Annotated in this window: 13 protein-coding genes; all 13 read left to right on the forward strand. The window is 40.2% G+C overall.

Annotated elements, in window-relative coordinates; genetic code table 11:
- Nucleotides 1–3: 3 nt before the first annotated feature.
- The gene (locus tag V0410_RS01705) at nucleotides 4–999 is read left to right on the forward strand and encodes a sugar kinase (RefSeq protein WP_330746057.1); all 996 of its coding nucleotides are present in this window, start codon (nucleotides 4–6) and stop codon (nucleotides 997–999) included.
- Nucleotides 996–1628: a bifunctional 4-hydroxy-2-oxoglutarate aldolase/2-dehydro-3-deoxy-phosphogluconate aldolase gene (locus V0410_RS01710; RefSeq protein WP_330746058.1), complete on the forward strand. Its 633-nt coding sequence runs from the start codon at nucleotides 996–998 to the stop codon at nucleotides 1626–1628. Before V0410_RS01705 ends, V0410_RS01710 begins: the two co-directional genes overlap by 4 nt.
- A 4-nt stretch (nucleotides 1629–1632) precedes the next feature.
- Nucleotides 1633–2907: an MFS transporter gene (locus V0410_RS01715; RefSeq protein ID WP_330746059.1), complete on the forward strand. Its 1275-nt coding sequence runs from the start codon at nucleotides 1633–1635 to the stop codon at nucleotides 2905–2907.
- A 180-nt stretch (nucleotides 2908–3087) separates the two neighbouring features.
- Nucleotides 3088–4806, forward strand: a complete 1719-nt coding sequence (locus V0410_RS01720; RefSeq protein WP_330746060.1) for a glycoside hydrolase family 43 protein — start codon at nucleotides 3088–3090, stop codon at nucleotides 4804–4806.
- 86 nt (nucleotides 4807–4892) lie between these two features.
- A complete protein-coding gene (locus V0410_RS01725) occupies nucleotides 4893–6500 on the forward strand; it encodes a glycoside hydrolase family 43 protein (protein ID WP_330746061.1) in 1608 nt (535 codons plus the stop codon).
- 346 nt (nucleotides 6501–6846) lie between these two features.
- Entirely contained in the window at nucleotides 6847–8775 is a 1929-nt protein-coding gene (locus V0410_RS01730; RefSeq protein WP_330746062.1) for an alpha/beta hydrolase-fold protein, read from the forward strand.
- 313 nt (nucleotides 8776–9088) lie between these two features.
- Nucleotides 9089–11536: a glycoside hydrolase family 31 protein gene (locus V0410_RS01735; RefSeq protein ID WP_330746063.1), complete on the forward strand. Its 2448-nt coding sequence runs from the start codon at nucleotides 9089–9091 to the stop codon at nucleotides 11534–11536.
- 16 nt (nucleotides 11537–11552) lie between these two features.
- Nucleotides 11553–12947, forward strand: coding sequence for a glycoside hydrolase family 43 protein (locus V0410_RS01740; RefSeq protein WP_330746064.1), 1395 nt, complete (start codon nucleotides 11553–11555; stop codon nucleotides 12945–12947).
- Between the two features lie 8 nt (nucleotides 12948–12955).
- Nucleotides 12956–14332: a glycoside hydrolase family 43 protein gene (locus tag V0410_RS01745; RefSeq protein WP_330746065.1), complete on the forward strand. Its 1377-nt coding sequence runs from the start codon at nucleotides 12956–12958 to the stop codon at nucleotides 14330–14332.
- Nucleotides 14333–14334: 2 nt separating this feature from the next.
- Entirely contained in the window at nucleotides 14335–16272 is a 1938-nt protein-coding gene (locus tag V0410_RS01750) for a glycoside hydrolase family 97 protein (RefSeq protein ID WP_330746066.1), read from the forward strand.
- A gap of 27 nt (nucleotides 16273–16299) precedes the next feature.
- On the forward strand, nucleotides 16300–17520 hold the full coding sequence (locus V0410_RS01755) for an SGNH/GDSL hydrolase family protein (RefSeq protein WP_330746067.1): 1221 nt from the start codon (nucleotides 16300–16302) through the stop codon (nucleotides 17518–17520).
- 17 nt (nucleotides 17521–17537) lie between these two features.
- Nucleotides 17538–20060, forward strand: coding sequence for a glycosyl hydrolase 115 family protein (locus V0410_RS01760; protein WP_330746068.1), 2523 nt, complete (start codon nucleotides 17538–17540; stop codon nucleotides 20058–20060).
- 269 nt (nucleotides 20061–20329) lie between these two features.
- Entirely contained in the window at nucleotides 20330–23068 is a 2739-nt protein-coding gene (locus tag V0410_RS01765; protein WP_330746069.1) for a T9SS type A sorting domain-containing protein, read from the forward strand.
- Nucleotides 23069–23412 lie beyond the last annotated feature (344 nt).

Genomic DNA, 23412 nt, shown 5'->3' on the forward strand with positions numbered 1-23412 from the left:
ACCATGCAGGACTCGGCGAAAATACTATGTTTCGGGGAACTGCTCCTCCACTTTGCCCCGGATTCCGAAGGAAACTGGCTCAATGAGCAGTCTCTGAAGATGTATGTGGGCGGCGCTGAATATAATGTCGCAGCAGCACTTTCCCAGTGGAAGAATCCTGTGAAATTGCTTTCAGCTTTACCGGAAAATTTCGTAGGAAACCAGCTGGAATCCCAGCTTAACAATAAAGGAATAGAAGTCCTTGCAGAAAAAACTCAAGGGAGAATAGGAACATTTTATCTTTCTTCTGATGGAGATATGCAGAACGCTTCAGTAGTGTACGACCGCTTTCCGTCTGTTTTTACCCAGTCGGATTTTGAAACTTTCAGTGATGATGACATATTTTCAGGAGTAAAATGGCTGCACATCAGTACTATTACACCTGCTCTGAGTGACAATGCATTCCGCAAATGTCTGCAAATCATGAAAGAAGCCAGAACAAGAAACATTACGGTTTCTCTCGACCTGAATTACAGAGCGTTGCTTTGGCAAAATCAGAACCCTCACAAAATTAAGGAACTAATGCCTTTTGTGAATGTTCTCATGGGAAATATCTGGTCTGTGGAGAAGTTCCTGAATATTCCTGTTGAATATGAGCTTAATGGAAAGTTTGATGATGAAAATCTTCTGAAACAGGCCGAAAAAACAGCATTGGAAATCAGAAGACAATTCCCGGAGGTGGAAAAAGTTGCGAATACCTTCCGCTTTACAAACGGAAACCGGGTCAATTATTTTGCCACCTTATTTACTGATGAGCTTTTGATTTCGGAAAAATATAACTCAGATACCATTGAAGAAAGGGTAGGAAGCGGTGATTCTTTCATGGCGGCCTTGATTCATGGAATTTTAAAAGGAAATCCCGATCAGCAGATCCTTGAGGATGCGACAAAAGTTGCTTTTAAAAAACTTTTCGTAAAAGGAGATACCATTGATGAAAGCATTAATATCGAAACATTATGAGTGAAATAGTACTAAAAATAAAGGATCAGAAAATCGTTCCGTTGTTTTATAACGAATCGTTTGAAGTCTCAAAAAATATTGTAAAAGCTTTATACGAAGCAGGAATCCGTGTGATAGAATACACCAACCGGGGCCATCAGGCATTGGAAAATTTCACTAAGCTGAAAGAAATTTCCCATACAGAATTTCCTGGTCTGTTGTTAGGAATCGGAACGGTAAAAAACATACAGGAAATGGATGATTATGCTAACGTAAAAGCAGACTTTATCATTACACCTGTTATCAATGAAGCACTGGTGAAACATGCTCTCGAAAAAAATATCCTTTTGATTCCGGGCTGCTTTACCCCTTCCGATATCAATATTGCCTATCAGAATGGATTGACACTCGTTAAAATATTCCCGGCAGATGCTTTAGGGAAGAACTACATCAAATCGGTGCAACCTGTTTTTCCGGGAATGAATTTTATGCCAACCGGAGGAATTCATGCTGAAACTGAAGATATCAGAGAATGGCTCAATGGAGGCGCCATAGCGGCAGGGTTGGGAAGTTCCCTAATTGGAAAAGATTTTAATGAAGAAGAACTGACAGTGAAAACAAAAAAATTATTACAACAACTTAATCAATAACTCAATGCAGGCTCCTCAAAACCGTAATATAAGATGGTGGATGCTGTCTCTTGTCTTTCTCGCCACTACGATCAATTACCTTGACCGTCAGGTAATGGGTTTGCTGAAACCTGTGCTGGAAAAAGAATTCAGCTGGGATGAAAAAGATTACAGCTATATCGTCATGGCCTTTACCACGACATATGCCATCGGTTATATGGCGATGGGAAGGTTTATAGATAAGGTAGGAACCAAAATCGGGTATGCGGTTTCCCTTATTGTATGGAGTTTGGCCTCTATAGGACATGGTTTTGTAAAAAGTACCATTGGGTTTATCATTGCGAGAAGTACCTTAGGCATCAGTGAAGCAGGAAATTTTCCTGCTGCCATCAAATCTGTGGCCGAATGGTTTCCCAAAAAAGAAAGAGCACTGGCAACGGGAATTTTTAACTCGGGAGCGACGGTGGGAGCGATTTTGGCGCCGCTATTGGTTCCGTTCATTCTTGGGCATTACGGCTGGAGACAGACCTTTGTATGGATTGGTGCTTTGGGCATGGTCTGGATTATTCTTTGGTGGAAATTTTATACCGTACCGGAAAAAGCCAAAAATATCAGCAAGGAAGAATTGCAGTACATAAAAAGTGATCAGGCTGAAAAAATAGATGAGAAAACCAGAATTCCTTTATCGGAATTACTGAAATATAAAGTAACATGGTCATTTGCCATCGGTAAAATGTTAACCGATCCTATCTGGTATTTCTTCATGTTCTGGCTTCCGGCGTATTTCTCGGATGTATTCAAGATGGATTTAACAAAACCATCCCTTCCATTGATTATTATTTACAGCGGAACTACCATCGGAAGTATTGGCGGAGGTTATCTCTCATCATTTCTGATCAAAAAAGGCTGGGCCATCGGAAGGGCCAGAAGTATTACAATGTTATTATTTGCATTAATGGTGGTTCCGGTCATGTTCTCAAAATATGTAGATAATATGTGGATGATCACGATCATCATTGCCTTGGCAACAGCTGCGCATCAAGGATGGGGAGCCAATCTTATGACTACGGTCGGAGATCAGTTGCCTAATAACTATGTCAGTTCTGTCATTGGTTTTGGCGGAATGCTGGGCTCAGCGGCAGGAATTATTTTTCCGCTTTTTATCGGAATTGTTCTCGACGCTTTTAAAAAATCAGGAAACATCAACGGGGGCTACAACATTATATTTTTCATAGCCGGAATATCCTATGTTACAGCCTGGGGATTGATTAAAATAATCAACCGCAAGAAAACCTTATAAAAACTATATAAATAATGATCTGTAATTGATTATAATAATAAAATATGATACGCATTGCTGAGTGTAACGCCCTTGCGAAACTTATTAAGGATGTAGTTGAAAAATTTGCGGACTTAGCGTTAAAAAGAACAACACCTATTCAAAAATATACATTTTAAAAACTATAAAAAAAGAATAACAATGAAACAGAATATAATGAATTTAGCTTTCTTCAGAAATAAAACGAATATCCTTGCAGCAGCTGCTTTGCTCTCGGTGACTTCGATTTCTGCCCAGACATTCTCAGACTTTAATTACCGTGGAAACGATAAAATATATAATGACAATCCTCTTAAACCGGACGAATTTTATTCTCCGATTTTACAGGGCTGTTATCCCGATCCAAGCATTACCAAAAAAGGCGACGATTATTACCTGGTAAACTCTTCTTTCTCAATGTTTCCGGGCGTTCCGATTTTTACGTCTAAAGATCTGGTAAACTGGAAACAGGTGGGACACGTTTTGGACAGGCCTTCACAGCTTAAAGTTGAAAATTCGGGCGTTTCGCATGGAATTTATGCACCGGATATCAAATACAATAAGCATAACGATACTTTTTATATGATTACTACCCAGTTTGCAGGTGGTATCGGAAATATGGTCGTAAAAACCAAAGATCCGTCAAAAGGATGGAGCGAAGTTCAGAAACTGAATTTTGAAGGTATTGATCCCTCTGTTTTCTTTGATGATGACGGAAAAGCATATATCGTTCACAATGATGCTCCGCCGAAAGGTACTGAGCAGTACAACGGCCACCGTGTTATTAAGATTTGGGACTATGACCTCGAAAAAGACCAGGTAGTTGCGGGCTCGGATAAGATTATTGTAAACGGAGGCGTGGATCTTTCCCAAAAACCCATCTGGATTGAAGGTCCCCATATTTACAAAAAGAACGGAAAATATTACCTGATGTGTGCAGAAGGCGGAACCGGAGGCAACCATAGCGAAGTGATTTTTATGGCAGATTCTCCGAAAGGACCGTTTGTTCCCGCTAAAAATAATCCAATTCTTACACAAAGATATTTTCCGAGAGACCGAAAAGAAAAAGTGGATTGGGCAGGTCACGCAGATTTGGTGGAAGGTCCGGACGGACAATGGTATGGTGTATTTTTAGCAATTCGTCCGAATGTCAGCAACCGGGTTAACAAAGGCCGTGAAACGTTCATTCTTCCTGTAGACTGGAGCGGAACGTATCCAGTTTTCCAAAATGGCCTGGTTCCGATGAAACCAAAATTGAAAATGCCACAAGGCGTTCAGAACCAAACCGGGCAAAGCGGATTTTTCCCGAACGGAAACTTTACCTATAACGATAAATTAACCGATAAAAATCTTGATTTCCGATGGATTGCGATGCGCGGACCGCGTGAAAGCTTTATTACGGTTACAAAAAACGGTGTAAAAGTAAACCCTTTTGCAACCAATATCAAAGCATTGGCCCCGGTTTCGGCATTATTCCACAGATTACAGCACGAAGATTTTGAAACCTCTGTAACCTTGGATTTTAAGCCTAAATCAGGAAAAGAGCTGGCAGGAATTACCTGTTATCAAAGTGAAACATTCAATTATGTTTTCGGAATTACCAAAAAAGATAAAGATTTCTACATCGTATTGGAAAGAACGGAAAAAGGACAGTCAAAGCTGATTGCCAGCGAGAAAATTTCATTATCCAAACCGGTTAAATTGCAGGTTGTTGCTGATAAAGATCAACATAGCTTCAATTATTCTTTGGACGGCAAAAACTTCAAAAATCTTGGCGGACCCGTTTCAGGAGATATACTTTCCACTGATGTAGCGGGAGGCTTTACAGGAAGCCTTATCGGGCTTTACAGCACCTCTTCCAATGATATTATACCGAATTAAGTTAGTATTAGCAATGTCACACTGAGCTCGTCGAAGTGTTTCCTTCTAAAATTGAAAAAGAATAAAACCAAACATCACAGTACATTTTGAAAATCAAAAAATCTTATATAGTTTCTTTATTGGGATTTATCGGGCTGAATCTTCTTTCAGCCCAGGTAAATCCTTCCGGAAAACAGAGTACGACATTTACAAACCCAATCATATGGGCAGATGCACCGGATTTATCCATTACCAGAAACGGAAACGATTTTTACCTGATCAGTACCACTATGCATCTGATGCCGGGAGCTCCGGTGATGCATTCCAGGGATCTGGTACATTGGGAAATGTCAGGATATGTTTTCGATACTCTGAATGACAACCCGAAATATGATTTATTGAACGGAACCGTTTACGGCAGAGGCCAATGGGCTTCCTCAATCCGCTATCATAAAGGGAAATATTACGTTTTATTCTCTCCGAATGATGAACCTTTCAAATCTTATTTCTATGTGACTGATGATCCCGAAAAAGGAAAATGGAAACTCATTACCAGAACACGGCATTTTCATGATGCTTCACTGTTTTTCGATGATGATGACAAAATATATGTTTTCACTTCCAACAAGGTTTTTGAACTGAGTCCTGATTTTAAAGAAGTGATCGGAAATCCGGATGGCACTGAGGTATTTCAGAAAGATGCCTCGGAGACCGGACTTCTGGAAGGAAATCAGATCATCAAAAGAAACGGAAAATATTATATGATGATGATATCCTGGCCAAGAAACGGAAAACGCCGTCAGGTAGTCTACAGGGCAGATAAAGTGACAGGTCCTTACGAGAAAAAAGTAGTTCTGGAAGATAATTTTTTAGGATTTTCCTATGCAGGACAGGGCGCTTTGATAGATGATAAAAACGGAAACTGGTATTCCCTTATTTTCCAGGACAGAAATGGAGTAGGACGCGTTCCGCTGCTGCTGCCTGTTCAATGGGAAAATGACTGGCCGGTACTGGGAGATAACGGAAAAGTTCCTTTGAAAGGAGAAGTTCCGCTTCCACCATTCAAACCCAAAAATCATTTGGTGGAAAGCGATGAATTCTCTGATAAAACAATGAAAATCCAGTGGCAATGGAATCATAATCCGGTGAATGAAGCGTGGTCTTTATCTGAAAGAAAAGGCTTTCTGAGACTGAAGACCAGCAGAGTGGTAGACAATCTGTACGCTGCACCCAATACTTTGACCCAGAGAATGGAAGGCCCAACTTCGTCAGCAGTTGTGGCAATGGGTCTTAAAGGAATGAAAGATGGAGACGTTGCAGGTTTCAGTGCTTTCAACGGAGATTCCAGGATCTTGTCAGTAGTGAAGGAAGGTGAAGAAAAATTCATTGTTTTTTCAACCAACGAAGTGAGCCTGGACAATAAAACAAAAGCCATTACTAGAGTTAAAAAAGAAGAAAAAAAACGGATTCCTCTTAATTCTGATAAGATTTTTCTCCGTATTGATGCTGATTTTAACCTCGGGAAAGATCTTGCAGACTTTTATTACAGTACTGATCAGAAGAACTGGACGGAAATGGCAAAAGACTACAAAATGATCTTTGATTACCGTAGATTTTTTATGGGTTCGAAATTCGCAGTTTTTAATTATGCCACTAAAAATACCGGAGGATTTGTAGATGTGGACTTTTTCAGAGTCAGTGAAGCTGGAAAATAAGAATCAGAAGCAGATAAAAGCCTGCTGTAAATAGATAGAATTAATGTTAGGTTGTTTGAACTTAACATAACCACAAAAGGCACAAAAGCTTTCATTTTAAAACACTTGAGTTCACTTAAGTAAGTTTAAAATGATTGTGTAAAAAAGTTCACATAAGATGAAAATCAAAGATTTTCACAAAACTTAGGTGTACTTATTACACATGAAGTTTGGCTCTGAAAAGATTAAAGTGTTTAAAACTTTTGTGCCTTTTGCGGTTAAAAATAATCAATTATAAAACTTTAAAACAGCGTTGCTATTATTTTTTTATCTGAAATAATAAGTGTAAAAAATACAAATAAAAATCATGAATAAATCAGTTGTATGGGCTTTAGGACTTGTTTTGTCGGGAATATTTGTTTCCGCACAAACTCTTGATCAACAGGCGCCGCAGGGTTTCGATGTGGAAAACGCTGCTGTTTCCCACGGGAAAATTGACACGATTCAATATCCGTCAAAAACTGTTGGAACAACAAGAAAAGCTTTGATTTACACACCACCGGGATTCAAAAAAGGTGAAAAATATCCTGTTCTTTATCTTCTTCACGGCATCGGCGGGGATGAAAAAGAGTGGTTTAATCAGGGAAAACCCAATATTATTCTGGACAATCTGTATGCACAGGGAAAACTGCAGCCGATGATTGTTGTACTTCCCAACGGCCGTGCGATGAAGGATGACAGAGCAACGGGAAATATAATGGCTCAGGATAAAGTTGAGGCCTTCGCAACTTTTGAAAAAGATCTGCTGAATGACCTGATTCCGTTTGTAGAGAAAAAATATCCGGTTAAAAAAGACCGTGAAAACCGTGCTTTGGCAGGGTTGTCAATGGGAGGCGGACAGACACAGAATTTTGCTTTCGGAAACATTGATAAGTTTGCCTGGCTGGGCGCATTTTCTTCTGCACCCAATACAAAAGAGCCCAATAAGCTTTTACCCAATCCACAGGATGCGTTAAAGCTGAAGCTGATTTTTATTTCCTGCGGTGATGCAGACGGGCTGATGCCTTTCAGCAAAAGAACCAGCGATTATCTGAGAAAAAATAAAATCCCTCATATCTTTTATATAGAACCAGGCGGTCACGATTTTAAGGTTTGGAAAAATGATTTATACATCTTTTCACAGCTGTTGTTTAAGCCTGTTGACAAAACTAAGTTTGAAGGATTTACCGTTTTGGGAACTCCTGCAGCAACCAATATCAGAAATGCCCGGTATCCTCAGATCCTTCCGGACGGAAGAGTGATGTTCAAAGTGAAGGCACCGGAAGCACAGAAAGTTCAGATCGATTTAGGGAAAAAATATGACCTGAAAAAAGATGCTGATGGCTTCTGGACAGGTACAACTGATCCGCAAAGCGGAAGCTTCCATTATTATTATTCCCTTCTGATTGATGGTGTTGCGGTTGCTGACCCGTCCAGCGAAACATTCTACGGAATGGGAAGGTATGCCAGTGGAATAGATATTCCTTTCGAAGGAGATGATTTCTATGCATTAAAAGACGTCCCTCATGGAGATATCCGTATTAAAAACTTCTATTCCAAAGTTACCAATTCCTGGAGAAGAATTTTTATTTACACGCCACCGGGTTACGACCAGAATCCTGCTGAATCTTATCCTGCACTGTATATTTTACATGGCGGAGGTGAAGATGAAAGCGGTTGGGCGAACCAGGGCAAAACCAATCTGATTCTGGATAATCTGATTGCAGAAGGAAAAGCAAAAAAAATGATCATCATTATGCCGGATGCGAATATCGGGCAGGGCGGAATCCGGAACTTTGGAGAACGCAATCTTCAGATGTTTGAAAAAGAACTGAAAGAATCCATCATTCCGTTTGCCGAATCTAATTACAGGATAAAAAAAGGTAAAGAAAACCGTGCGTTGGCAGGACTTTCCATGGGTGGAATTTATACGCTGTATGCCGGAATTCAGAACTCTGATATGTTTTCCGGTTTGGGAGTTTTCAGCTCAGGATATATGTTACCGATGCTTCAGGATGTTGCCGATAAACAGTACAAATTTTTAAATGAAAATAAATCTGCTTTTTCATCCAGTATCAGAAATTTCTGGATTTCAATGGGTGGAAAAGATGATATTGCTTATGAAAACGGTCAGAAAATGTTGAAAGAACTGGATAAAACCGGAATTAAATATACGTACACAGATTATCCGGGAGGTCATACATGGCCGGTTTGGAGAAATAGTCTGCATCAGTTTGCCCAGGTACTTTTTAAATAGTAAAGTGACTTAGACTTATAAAACCACAAAAGTCACAAAAGCTTTTATTTAAGCCACTTGAGTTCACTTAAGTAAGTTTAAAAATGGTACCGCAGAAAAGTTCACATGAGATGAAAATCAAAGATTTTCACAAAAACTTAGGTGTACTTATTTACGCATAAAGCTTGGGCTTTGAAAAAACTTAAGTGTTTAAAACTTTTGTGCCTTTTGACTTCGTCGAATCTTCGATTTGTGGTTAAAAATAATGAATATAAAAGTTGCAACAGCTTCAATGTTTTAAGGTAATGATATAATAATTCAAATTTAAAATGAAATGAGCTTTACAAAGATGAACATCAAAACTTCCATTATTACAGTCATCATGTTTTCCGGAATGGTAAATGTCAGTGCGCAGTCTTATCAGAAAACAGATTCAGGATTGAAGTTTTTCGCTGATCATATGAATGTTGAAGTGAAATTTTATGGAGAAAATAAGATCAGGATTATTAAATATCCCGCCGGAAAATCATTTGTCAAAAATAGTTTGTCGGTCATTAAACAGGAGCAGAAAATCAAATTCTCAGTTTCAGAAAAAAATAATATTATTTCATTAAAAACAAATGACCTTCTGCTTTCCATTAATACTAAAAATGGAGTGATCACCTATACATTGCTATCCGGAAAAGAGCTTTTGAAAGAAACCGCAAATGATTTCAAACCATTTAACGATGCTGGAACGCAAACTTATTCCGTAAGACAGGATTTTCAGCTTGAAAAAGATGAACCAGTTTACGGTCTGGGAATTCTGCAAAATGGAAAAATGTCCCAGCGGAATACCGATGTAAAAATGATTCAGAATAACACATGGGATTTTGTGCCTTTTTTCCAGTCTGTAAAAGGATATGGCGTCTTTTGGGACAACTATTCGCCGACACAATTTACGGATACGCCTCAGAAAACATCCTTTTCATCAGAAGTGGGAGATGGTATTGATTATTATTTTATCTACGGTAAAAATGCAGATGGAGTAATTGCCGGAATGCGTGACCTTACGGGAAATGTACCGATGCTTCCTTTATGGACATATGGCTACTGGCAAAGCAAAGAACGTTACAAAAGCCAGGATGAACTAACAGAGGTGGTTAAAAAATACCGTGATCTGAAAGTTCCTTTAGACGGAATTATACAGGACTGGCAATACTGGGGAAATAATTATCAGTGGAACGCCATGGACTTCATCAGTCCCGACTTTCCGGATGCTAAAAAAATGGTACAGGAGATCCATGATATGAATGCCCATCTTTCAGTTTCCATCTGGTCGTCATTCGGGCCAATGACCAGGCAATACCGTGAAATGGATTCAAAGGGAATGCTTTTCAATATCAGTACATGGCCTGAATCAGGCCGTGATGTCTGGCCTCCGGATATGAATTATCCTTCCGGTGTCCGTGTTTATGATGCGTACAATCCTGAAGCCAGAAATATTTATTGGAAATATCTGAACAAAGGTATTTTCAGCCTGGGAGTAGATTCCTGGTGGATGGACTCAACAGAACCCGATCATCTCAGCCAGAAATCAGAAGACCTGGACACTAAAACCTACCTTGGCTCATTCAGAAAAGTAAGAAACGCATATCCGCTGATGACAGTAGGCGGTGTTTACGATCATCAGCGTGAAACCACTGGTGATAAAAGGGTTTTTATTTTAACAAGATCAGCTTTTGCAGGCCAGCAGCGATATGCCGCCAACACCTGGTCCGGAGATGTCAATTCTTCCTGGGAAACATTGCGCAAACAGGTACCGGCAGGATTGAATTTCAGTCTTACAGGAAATCCGAATTTCAACTCTGACATCGGTGGTTTCTTTGCTGGTACTTACAAAAGAAATGGAGGTTCAAAAAATCCAATGTTCCAGGAACTGTATGTCCGATGGCTGCAGTATGGAACCTTTACGCCAATGATGCGCTCTCATGGAACCGATGTTGCGAGGGAAATTTATCAGTTTGGAAATAAAGGAGACATTGTGTATGATGCAATAGAAAAATTCATCAGACTGCGTTACAGTATGTTACCTTATATCTATTCTGTTTCCCATGATGTTTCAAAAAACGGGTCAAGCTTTATGAGAGCCCTTTCCATGGATTTTCCTTCAGACAGAAAAACATGGGATATAAATAACGAATATCTTTTTGGAAAATCATTGCTGGTGGCGCTGGTTCTCAATGCCCAGTATACTCCTGAAAAGACAGTTAAAACCGATGAAAATGAAGGCTGGAATAAAATCGACGGCAATAAGGATAATTCGGTTTCCAATATAGATTTTACTCAAAATAAAAGCGTGAAAGTTTACCTTCCGGAAGGAACAGATTGGTTTGATTTCTGGACCAATGAAAAATACAGTGGAGGAAAAGAAATTCAGAAATCTGTTAATCTTCAGACTATTCCTTTGTATGCAAAAGCAGGAAGCATCATTCCGTTGGGGCCTGATGTACAATATGCCACTGAAAAAAAATGGGATCATCTTACCATAAAAGTTTATCCGGGAAGCGATACCGATTTCATTGTATACGAAGATGAATTTGATAATTATAATTATGAAAAAGGTGCCTATACAGAAATACCTTTTCACTGGAACGAAAAATCAAAAACACTCACGATAGGTGACCGGAAAGGTAAATACAAAGGGATGATTGAGACAAGGAGTTTCAACCTGATTCTTCCTGATGGCCGACAGAAAACGGTAAGTTATTCAGGGCAAAAAACAGATATTCATTTTAAATAAACTTAAAATATTGAATATGAAAAATTTAAGTTTAATAATAGCATTAGGGTTTTTCCAGGTTTGTTTTGGCCAAAATCCAATTATTCAGACCCATTTTACGCCAGATCCGGCTCCCATGGTCTATAAAGGGAAAATGTATGTTTATACAGGGGATGATCAGCCGGGATTTGATTTTTATACAATGACCAAATGGAGGGTGTATTCCACAGAAGATATGGTCAATTATACAGACCATGGTTCGCCTATTTCTTTAGAGTCCTTCAGCTGGGCACGGGACAGGGCCTGGGCAGCACAGTGTATTGAAAGAAACGGAAAATTCTACTGGTATATCTGTGCCCAGACCGTTGACAACAATATGGCTATTGGGGTTGCGGTGTCTGACAGTCCCACCGGGCCGTTCAGAGATGCTTTGGGAAAACCTCTGATTTCAACCGGAACCTGGGATAATATTGATCCTACGGTTTTTACAGATGATGACGGACAGGCTTATCTGTATTGGGGAAACAGTAAATTATTTTATGTGAAGCTCAATAAAGATATGACTTCCTACCAGGGGAAAATCACAGAAATTCCGCAATCGGTGGAAGCTTTCGGCGGGCTGAGACGTCCCGGGAAAAGTGATGAAGTTCTGCAAAAGCAGGAAAAATTTGATGATGTATATGTAGAAGGACCATGGCTTTACAAGCGAAACAATCAATATTATATGATGTATGCCGGAATGACCGGAAGAACAGAATGTTTATCCTATTCAACCAGCCCATCGCCAACCGGGCCGTGGAAATATCAGGGGAAAATAATGACCGACCAGCCGACCAACAGCTTTACCAATCACGGTGGAATTATTGATTTCAAAGGAAAATCCTATCTGTTTTACCATACCGGATTATTGCCGGCCGGAGGAAGCTATGGACGCTCAACTGCTTTAGAAGAATTCACATATAATGCTGACGGGACTATTCCGAAGATCACCATGACCAAAGAAGGTGTAGCTCCGGCTGGAACCTTAAATCCATATCAGAGAACCGAAGCCGAAACTATGGCATGGTCGGAAAAATGCAGCACTTCCGAAAACAGAAAAACCGGAGTGTATGTCTCCGATGCCAGAGCAGGAGGGTATATCAGGGTCCGTTCGGTAGATTTTGAAAAGGGAACTTCAGGATTTTCAGCTTCCGTTGCCGCAGGAATTGATGGCGGAATTCTGGAAGTTCATCTGGATAATGTTAAAGGGCCAAAAATAGCCGAGATTGAAATTCCGAGAACCGGTGGCTGGGAAGAGTTCAAAACCCTGACCTCAAAAATTTCAGAATCTGTTTCCGGTGTTCACGATGTCTATTTTGTGTTCCAGGGAAAAAATATTACGGCAGGGAGAAAGCTGTTTAATTTCGATTACTGGAGCTTTCAGAAAAAATAAAAATGACTATGAAAAATACAATACAATATATACTGGGGCTTTGTCTGATAGGTTTTTCCGAAAGTTTATCAGCGCAGAACCCTATTATTCAGACCAATTATACTGCAGATCCTGCACCGATGGTTTACAATGACAGGCTGTATGTGTACACCACACACGATGAAGACGATTCCACCTGGTTTACCATGAACGACTGGAAAGTATATTCCACCAACGATATGGTGAACTGGACAGACCACGGGACAATTCTCTCGTATAAAGATTTCGACTGGGCGAAACGCGATGCCTGGGCCGCACAATGTGCAGAAAGAAACGGAAAGTTTTTTTTATACGTTCCGATGTGGTCCAAAACCAATAACAAAGGCGCTATAGGGGTTGCCGTTGGCGACAGCCCGTTTGGGCCTTTTCATGATCCGCTGGGAAAACCTCTTGTTCAGAGCGAATGGGGAGATATTGACCCCACCGTTTTTGTGGATGATGACGGACAGGCTCATATGTATTGGGGAAATCCTAAATTAAAATACGTAAAGCTGAATGAAGATATGATCTCCTATTCCGGAAATATTACAGAAGTTCCGATGACCGAAGAATCATTTGGAAAAAGGGACGGAAAACCTAACCCGGAAAGACCCACAAAATACGAGGAAGGCCCGTGGCTGTACAAAAGGAAAAACCTGTATTATCTTTTCTGGCCGGGTGGCCCGCTTCCAGAATTCATAGGATATTCTACAGGTAAAACAGCACACGGACCCTGGCAATATGGAGGAATTGTAATGCCTACTGAAGGGAAGTCATTCACCAATCATCCCGGTGTTATTGATTTCCGGGGGAAAACGTATTTCTTTTATCACAATGGGGTATTGCCAGGCGGAAGCGGTTTTACAAGATCGGTAAGTCTGGAAGAGCTTACATTCAATAAAGACGGTTCCATCTCACCATTTAAAATGACCAACGGAATTACAAAAGCTATCGCGACAGTTAATCCTTATTCATTCAATCAGGCTGAAATGATTGCTTGGTCGGAAAATGTAAAATCCTATCAGAATAAAGAGGCTGGTGTTTTCATCAAAGCAAAGAAAAATGGGGCTTATAGCAGTGTAAAGAATGTAGATTTCCGGAAAAAAGGAGCTGCTGCCTTCTCTGCAAGAGTAGGAACTACTCATAACAGTGACGTTACAATGACCGTTCATCTGGATGCTGTGAACGGCCCGGTTGCTGCAACGGTAAAGGTTCCGCTGACGGGTGGAGATGACCGCTGGGAAACAGTAAAAGTTCAGTTGACTGAAAAAATTACCGGCATTCATGATCTGTACTTTGTATTCAATGGAAAAGCCCCAACAGATATTATGTATTTCGATTACTGGACCTTTCTTGAAAATAATTAATTATGAGAAAAAAAGTTTTATATATCGTATTCAGCCTGTTCCTGATCAGCAAAAGCTTTGCACAGGTAGCAGAAATTTCAAGCCCTGATGGGCATCTGAAGCTTCAGGTTTTTTCAGAAGAGGGAAAAGCATCGTATAATGTTATCCTTCAGGGAAAAATAATGCTTGAAAAATCTCCGCTGGGTTTGGTAACCAATGAGTCCGATTTTTCAAAGAATCTGAAATTTTTGGACAGCAAAAAAGATTTCGTTTCTAAGAAATATACGAACGAAAAAATCAAAAAATCTGAGATTGATTATAAGGCCAATGCTTTATCGGTTAATTTCATCAATGCAGACCAGCATCAGATTGGCATTGAATTTCAGGTAAGCGATAACAATATTGCTTTCCGCTACAATATTCCACCAATGAAAGAACGGTTGAGTGTTGTGGTACAGTCAGAAACTACAGGATACAGATTCCCGTCACAGACCACTACTTTTCTTTCACCTATGATGAAGCCGATGACAGGATTTGCCCGCACAGCGCCAAGTTATGAAAGCGGCTATAAAGCAGATGCTGAGCTGGGAATGCCATCCGATTACGGATACGTTTTCCCTGGTCTTTTCCATATCGGAAATGAAGGCTGGGTATTGCTTTCCGAGACAGGCGTGAACAGTTCGTATTGTGCTTCACATCTTGAAACCACAGCAGAAAAAAATCTTTATAAAGTAGCATATCCGAACATTGCTGAAAATAACGGTTTCGGAAGTACCGGAGCAGCTGTTTCTCTTCCCGGAAAGACGCCGTGGAGAACAATCACGTTAGGCAGCTCCCTGAAACCCATCGTAGAAACTACCATTCCTTTTGATGTGGTAGATCCGATGTATGAGCCTTCACAGGAGTATCAGTTCGGAAAATCTACCTGGAGCTGGATTCTTTGGCAAGATAACAGTATGAATTATGATGATCAGGTGAAATTCATAGACCTTGCTGCTGCACTGAATTATCAGTTTATTCTTATGGATGCGCTTTGGGATAAAAACATAGGTAAAGATCGCATGAAAGAGCTTATTCAATATGCAAAATCGAAAAATGTCGGGGTATTGCTCTGGTACAATTCTAACGGTGCTGCGAATGATGCACCGATGGGACCTAGAAATAAAATGAGCTCATCCGTTGAACGGAAAAAGGAAATGAAATGGCTGAAAGAAGCAGGTGTAAAAGGGCTGAAAGTAGATTTCTTCGGAGGAGACAAACAGGAAACCATGCGTCTTTACGAAGATATTCTGTCAGATGCCAATGATTTTGGACTAACCATTATTTTCCATGGAGCTACTTTACCGAGAGGCTGGGAAGTAATGTACCCGAATTATGCAGGAAGTGAGGCCGTTCTTGCTTCAGAAATGCTCTATTTCTCAGAAGATGTCCGTAAACAGGAAGCTTTTTTTGCCACACTTCATCCTTTCATCAGAAATACAGTGGGAAGCATGGAGTTTGGCGGCACTTTCCTCAACAAATATTTAACGAAATCCAACAGGGATAAAAATAAAAGACATACTACGGACGGTTTTCAGCTGGCTACAGCAGTACTGTTTCAGAATCCCGTTCAGATGTTTGGCATCATGCCGAATAACCTGACCGATGCTCCGGAATTTCAGCTCAGCTTTATGAAAGAAGTTCCGACACTTTGGGATGAAACCATCTTCATAGACGGCTATCCCGGGAAATATGCCGTGGTTGCGAGAAGACATGCGGATCAATGGTATGTGGCTGGCGTAAATGCTGAGAAGCAATCCCAAAAACTGAAAATAAAGCTTCCGATGTTTGCAGGGAAAAACTTGAAACTTATCAATGATGATGCAAAAGGAAATACATCAGAAAAGGGAGTGAAAGTAAATGCAAAAGGCGACTTTACGATTGAAATTCAGCCGAACGGAGGATTTGTACTAAGAAATTAAAGATTGATAAAACGAAAAACAGAAAAAATGCGCTTCAAAAACTTATACATCTTTATCATTTCGGGATTTTTGGTTTCCTGCTCTTCCTCACAGAGTCTGGAAAAGCAGTCTTCCAAAGACCAGTGGCTTACCACCTGGGCAACGGCTCCCCAATTGGTGGAACCTAAAAACCTTCCGCCGGAACCGGGGCTTTCGGGGAATACCCTGCGTCAGATTGTCCGTGTATCTGTGGGTGGAAAAAAATTGCGGTTACGTTTTTCCAACAAATATTCCATGGACAGCCTGGCGGTAAAAGCCGTTTCTATTGCCGTGCCATCTGATAGCAGCAATGTGAATGCAGCCACCATCAAATCATTAACGTTTGAGAAGAAAAACAATTTTAAAATTGCCCCCGGATCTGATATCTATTCTGATGAAGTGAACTTTAACCTGAAGCCTAATTCGTTGCTGGCTATTACCATTTCCTATGGAAAAGTAACCCAATCTGTCACCGGACATCCGGGGTCAAGAACAACCTCTTTTATTGTAAAAGGTGAGCAGACCAATGCTGCTGTATTTAAAAATCCAATAAAGACAGATCACTGGTATTCGCTTTTTAACATCGATGTAAAAACCAGTGAACCCTCACATGTGGTGGCTATTATGGGAAATTCCATTACCGACGGAAGAGGATCGGGAACCAACAGGCAGAATCGCTGGCCGGATATTTTTTCTCAGCGGTTACTGGCGAATCCTTCTACCGGGAATGTAAGTGTTCTTAATTTCGGAATTGGTGGGAATTGTGTAGTGCGTGGCGGTTTGGGTCCTACAGCATTAGACCGTTTTGATTATAACATTCTCAATCAGCAGGGCGTAAAATGGCTTATTATTTTGGAAGGAGTGAATGATCTGGGAGGAACTAGAGATCCTGATGACGCTTCCAAAAGAACAGAAGAACTGATTGCCGCTTACCAGGTGATGATCGATAAGGCACATGCTAACGGAATCAAAGTGTACGGAGCAACGATTCTTCCTTTCGGAAAGTCATTCTACGACAAACCTTTCCGTATCGAGGCCTGGAAAAAAGTAAATGACTGGATCAGGAACAGCGGGAAGTTTGATGCCGTCATCGATTTTGCAAAACAAATGCAAAGTGAAAATTCGGAGGTCATCTTAAACGATATGCACGATCATGATTTTCTTCATCCCAATGAATCCGGCTACAGAAGAATGGGAGAATTTGTGGATCTGAACTTATTTAAAAATTAAAATCAAAAAGATATAGTATGAATTTTACAAAAAACATTTCGCTGTTTCTTACGTTGTTGTTTATATTTTTTGTAAAAGCAACCGAACCATTTATTTCTTTTGCCAGGACTGAAAATTCGATGGTGTTGAAAGAGCCCAATTCAGGTTTGATGCTGCTTTCAGATAGCGATTCAGACAAAGGAATTCTGCGTGCCGTTGCGAACCTTCAATCTGATTTTCAAAAAGTAACCGGTGTTCAGCCTGAGCTTATTTCCCAAAATTCCGGTATGAACGGAATGGTCATCATTATTGGTGAAGCAGGTAAAAGCAAAACCATTGATGCTTTGATCAGACAAAAAAAGCTGGATGGAAAAATATTAACAGGGAAAAGAGAAAAATATATCATTCAGAATGTCAGTAATCCTTTTCAGGGCGTTTCTGAAGCCATTGTGATTGCAGGAAGTGATAAAAGGGGAACGATTTACGGAATTTATGAAATGTCTCAGCAGATAGGTGTTTCACCATGGTATTATTGGGCAGATGTTCCGGTTGAGAAAAAAGAAAATGTATACTTTAAAAAAGGAATATATACTGATGGTGAGCCTGCTGTAGAGTATCGCGGTATTTTTCTTAACGACGAAGAGCCTTCGTTGGGAGGTTGGGCCAGAGCAACATTTGGCGGAGTAAACAGTAAGTTTTATGAGAAAGTTTTTGAGCTGATCCTGCGCCTTAAGGGAAACTATATCTGGCCGGCAATGTGGGGGAAAGCATTCTATGATGATGACCCTCTGAGCGGACCGTTAGCCAATGAAATGGGTATTGTCATGGGAACTTCCCACCATGAGCCTATGGCTTTGGCACAAACCGACTGGCACAGATATATTAAAAAAAATAACCTCCCGAATGTCTGGGACTACGCTAAAAATGCGGACGTTTTACAAAAGTTCTGGAAATCCGGACTCGAAAGAAGCAAAAACTGGGAAAAGCTTGTTACAGTAGGGATGAGGGGTGATGGTGACGAAGCGATGGGAGAGGGAACTAATATTTCCCTGCTTGAGAAAATTGTAAAAGATCAGCGTAAAATCATTGCTGATGTTACCGGGAAAAAGGCTGAGAAAACACCGCAGGTCTGGGCATTGTATAAAGAAGTTCAGGACTATTATGATAAGGGAATGAGGGTTCCGGATGATGTGATCCTGCTGTTCTGTGATGATAACTGGGGAAATGTAAGAAAGCTTCCGGATCTTTCAAAACCTTTGCATAAAGGAGGCTATGGCATCTATTACCACTTCGATTATGTCGGCGGCCCGAGAAACTCAAAATGGATCAACATAAGCCCCATCCAGAGAGTCTGGGAACAGATGAACCTTTCCTATGAACACAAAGTAGATAAGCTTTGGGTCGTGAATGTAGGAGATTTAAAACCGATGGAGTTTCCGATCAGTTTTTTTCTGGAAATGGCCTGGAATCCGAAGCAGTTTAATACTAAAAATCTTTTGGAATATACTGAGAAATGGGCTGCTCAGCAGTTTGGTGCAAAACACGCGAAAAAAATTGCCGGGATGATTAATCTGTATACCAAATACAACAGAAGAGTAACCCCTGAAACCCTTGACAGCAAAACGTACAGCCTTCAGAATTACCATGAATTTGAAACGGTTTTAAATGATTACAGAGCATTGGCTGTAGAAGCCTTACGGTTAAAAGAACAGATTCCTGCCGAATATCAGGATGCTTATTATCAGCTGGTTCTGTACCCGATTGATGCATGCAGTAATTTGTATGAAATGTACTATGCGGTAGCAAAAAACAGGGAACTCGCAGCTCAATATGACTTAAAAGCAAATGATTACGCTGATAAGGTAAAAGAGTGTTTTGAAAGAAATGCTTATCTGGATAACCAGTACAACAATGTGATTGCCGGCGGAAAATGGAAGCATATGATGGATCAGATGAGGATAGGTTATAAAAGCTGGGCAGACGGAAAAGAAAATATAATGCCTGAAGTGACCTACATTTCTGATGCTGAGGTTCGCAAAGAAAAGATATTTCAGGAGAAAAACGGCTATGTTTCCATTGAAGCAGAAAATTTTGCAAGAATGAGCAATTTTGACCGGATCCATTGGGAAGTGATTCCTGATTTTGGAAAAACAAAGTCGGGAGTGACAACCTTTCCACAGAATGCCTATCCAAAAGCTGATGAAAATATCTGGCTGGAATATGATATCAATTTTGAATCAAAAGGCGAGTTTGAAGTCCAGTTACTATTAGCACCGACTTTAAATTTTAATCATAATAAAGGACTCCGCTACGAAATTTCTTTTGACAACGAGACTCCGCAAATTGTCAACTTCAATGGCCATTACAAAGGAGAATTGGGAAGATGGCAGTCTGAACATATTATTAAATCCGCTACAAAACATTCGGTTCAGCAGGCTGGAAAACACACGTTACGTTTCAGAGTGCTGGAACCCGGCATTGTCCTTGAAAAGATACTGATCAACACCGGAGGCTTAAAATCCTCTTACCTGGGCGCTCCCGAAAGCGAAATGCTTCACTGAGTGACCCAATATTCATCACAAACAACACTTTAATTATGAAACACGAATCTTAATTCACATTCCAATCTGAAATACAGTTCCCTCACAGAGAATGAAGAGAAAGAACAGCGAATGATTTTGTAAGCAACTTTATTTAACAGATCGCGGCCTGATATCATTCAGGGTATTTTCCTGACGGTTTTTGAAAATGAACCGTCTTGATGGGGAATCTATTGCCCTTACTTTAATTGTTTACGATCAAAATCACGACTATCTAAAACTAAACCATTATGAAAAAAATTTTAAGTCTTGTAACCATTCAGTCTATAGCTCTGTTTTGCAGCCTGATGCTGCATGGACAGCTTACAACCGTAAAAATTGATAAGAATATTCCTTATCAGAAAATAAAAGGATTCGGAGGATTTGTCTGCAGTCCCCAGTTTGCGTATAACCATATGTCTACGTCAGAGATTCAGACGCTTTGGGGAGCTTCCAGTGAAGGTGGGTATAATATTATGAGATTGTATATTCCCGAGAACAGCAGCAACTGGAGTTCTGTACTGGCTACAGCACAACTCGCCAAATCTATGGGACTTACCATTTTTGCTTCGCCCTGGACCATGCCCGCAGCCTGGAAAACCAATAACCATGTCAATGCAGTGTATACTGATGCTAACGGAGTACAACAGATCGGATATTTAAAGCCGGAAAATTATCAGGATTATGCCCTTTATCTCAACAGTTTTGTAACCTATCTTCAGAACAACGGAGTAGAGCTTGATTATATATCCATTCAAAATGAGCCGGACGAAATGGCTCAGTATCAGGGATGTATCTGGACTCCTGCACAAATTGCAACTTTTATCAAGAACTATGGGCAGCTCATCAACTGTAAAGTGATTGCCCCGGAAAGTGTGGGATTTACGGATAATTTTGCCAATGCTTTGCTGGATCCTTCGGCAATGGCTAATTTTGAAGTGTATGGAGGGCATCAATACGGGCTTATGCAGTCTACCTACAAACAATTCCAGAATTACAACAAAGAAATCTGGCAGACAGAATATCTGATCAACTGGAACTCTTCATCCACCCAGCCGGCCCGTGACTTCAGCTGGAATACAGATGCATTTACCTTTGCCAGCAGCGTCAACAATGCACTATTAGGTAATGTCAATGCATGGATTCATTACTCTGCAAAAAGGTATTATGGCTTAATGGGTGATGGAACTTACGGAACTCCTGCAGGTGTAATGACCAAAAGAGGTTACATCCTTTCTCATTATGCCAAATACACAACAGGAAAAACGAGAATAGAAGCCAAATGGGATGACAAAACCGGAGTTTTACAAGGATCTTCCTATATTTCCCAGGATGGAAATCAGGTTGTTCTTATGGTTATTAATCCTTCTCAGAATTCCTATAGTTTGAAGGTTGACCTGCCTTTTTACACTACTTCAGGAACAAAAGTACTGACCAATACACAATCCAATATGGTGAGTACACCTATTTCTTTGAGTACGGCAACATTCCGGCCTACTGCTGATATCAGCCCTTCCAGCGTCATGACTTTTGTTTTCAATAAAAGCGGTGACAGACCAGCTTCTCTCATGACAGGCGGCGATATTCATTATAATAAAATTGAAACCCAGACTGCGACCAGTACAGCTTTTGGGACAGGATTCAATATCAGTAATACAACGGTGACGTTCTCCAATCCAAGCCCTCTTATCAGTAATAATATGACTGCGGCTAACGGATATCTTCAGCTTAATGACCGATACAATAAACTGATCCTGCATGTAAACAGCTATACAACAGCGGGACAAAGCTATTCGGACAATACGACTTTATATTACATCAACAGTCAGGGTGTAACAAAATCATATAATTACGGCAAGATTAATTTTCCACAGGGAGGAAATTTCGATATCACATTAGATATTTCAAGACAGGTGCTTACGGACGGATGCAAAGGAATTTTAGGACTGAGAAATTCCAATTACAGCTCTGTACTGACTCTTAATCTGGGAGATGTTTATTTCAATGTAGGAAATGAAATTGCTTCTAAATTCGGAGGAACCTACTCCGCAAGCGACAGCTATCTGATGGATGCACTGGAAAACGGCTATTATACTTCTGTAGATTTCAGAAATGTATCAGGAGTTACTTCTTCCAACAACTGGCAGCCTATGAGTGCCAACACTAACAGCATTTATTATGTGAATTCAAATGTAAGTTCATCTGCCAATAATGTGATTTCAGGGACAGCTTGTTCAAATCTTGTCCTTTCCGGTCAGGGTAAGGATTTTCAGGTGCCGTTTAACTTTACAGCCAATACAGCTTCTTACAGCCGTACCATTAATGGCTATGACGTCCTTATCTTGCCATTCCAGGCTAATATACCTTCCGGAGTTACTGCTTATCTGATGTCTCCGGATGCAAGCAATATCAATTGTACCGCAATTTCAAACGGGATCATTCCCGCGAATACTCCGGTACTCATCAATGCGACAGGGAATATTACTTTCAACGGTACAGGAAATGTTTCCACATCCAAAGCAATCACGGTCAATCAGATGAACGGAGTCTATCAGAGTATCAAAGTTCCGGCGAATGCCTATGTGCTGAAAACAGAAAACGGAGTAACAGGCTTTTATAAAGTAACTGCCGGAAGTGAGCCTGTAATAGGATCTTTCAAAGCATATCTTACAGAAGAAAATGCCTATTCAGCTAATGTTCTTCCTTTAAATTTCGGATCGTTAAGTGCCAGAAACATTTCTGCTGAAGCTAAAAAAGAGGGAATAAAAATATATCCTAACCCGGTAAAAGCAGACCTTTTCATTGATTCTGATCTGTCAGAAGCTGCCGCCACCATTTTTGACGGAAGGGGAAGTGTGATCAGATCCGGATTAAAAATAAATTCAGGAAAAAACCATATTAATGTGGGAGATTTCCCGGCCGGTATTTACTTTATTGAGGTTACTCATAAAAATAATACGGTACTAAAACAAAAATTTACCAAAGAGTAAACTGAATCCAAAGCCATCATGAGCATTGCTTATGGTGGCTTTATTTCCACAATTTGGTAGATGAAAACCAAAAGTAAGTAGGATTTACTATCAATTTAAGTGTATTATTTACATTTATTTAAAATAGAACGTTATATTTGTTTTTTAGAGCATTGCTGCCCAATGATAAGGCAATTTGTATAAAATAAGAATGAAAACATAATTATCCATGAAGATATGTGAAATCAGTGGTTAAATCATTATTTGCAGAATCCACAAAAGTTTTTAGGACTTTACTGACCTCTAATTATTATAAAGAAATATGCGCAGTCATCTGTGAAAATCCGTGAAATCAGTGGTTAGAA

Source organism: Chryseobacterium sp. CP-77, assembly GCF_036362765.1.
GTDB lineage: Bacteria > Bacteroidota > Bacteroidia > Flavobacteriales > Weeksellaceae > Chryseobacterium > Chryseobacterium cupriresistens.

Excerpts from the sequence above, each read along its gene's own strand:
- V0410_RS01750 (WP_330746066.1), top strand. The coding sequence starts at position 14,335 with ATGAGAAAAAAAGTTTTATATATCGTATTCAGCCTGTTCCTGATCAGC.
- V0410_RS01760 (WP_330746068.1), top strand. The coding sequence starts at position 17,538 with ATGAATTTTACAAAAAACATTTCGCTGTTTCTTACGTTGTTGTTTATA.
- V0410_RS01705 (WP_330746057.1), top strand. The coding sequence starts at position 4 with ATGCAGGACTCGGCGAAAATACTATGTTTCGGGGAACTGCTCCTCCAC.
- V0410_RS01715 (WP_330746059.1), top strand. The coding sequence starts at position 1,633 with ATGCAGGCTCCTCAAAACCGTAATATAAGATGGTGGATGCTGTCTCTT.
- V0410_RS01755 (WP_330746067.1), top strand. The coding sequence starts at position 16,300 with ATGCGCTTCAAAAACTTATACATCTTTATCATTTCGGGATTTTTGGTT.
- V0410_RS01735 (WP_330746063.1), top strand. The coding sequence starts at position 9,089 with ATGAGCTTTACAAAGATGAACATCAAAACTTCCATTATTACAGTCATC.
- V0410_RS01720 (WP_330746060.1), top strand. The coding sequence starts at position 3,088 with ATGAAACAGAATATAATGAATTTAGCTTTCTTCAGAAATAAAACGAAT.
- V0410_RS01730 (WP_330746062.1), top strand. The coding sequence starts at position 6,847 with ATGAATAAATCAGTTGTATGGGCTTTAGGACTTGTTTTGTCGGGAATA.
- V0410_RS01710 (WP_330746058.1), top strand. The coding sequence starts at position 996 with ATGAGTGAAATAGTACTAAAAATAAAGGATCAGAAAATCGTTCCGTTG.
- V0410_RS01740 (WP_330746064.1), top strand. The coding sequence starts at position 11,553 with ATGAAAAATTTAAGTTTAATAATAGCATTAGGGTTTTTCCAGGTTTGT.
- V0410_RS01765 (WP_330746069.1), top strand. The coding sequence starts at position 20,330 with ATGAAAAAAATTTTAAGTCTTGTAACCATTCAGTCTATAGCTCTGTTT.
- V0410_RS01745 (WP_330746065.1), top strand. The coding sequence starts at position 12,956 with ATGAAAAATACAATACAATATATACTGGGGCTTTGTCTGATAGGTTTT.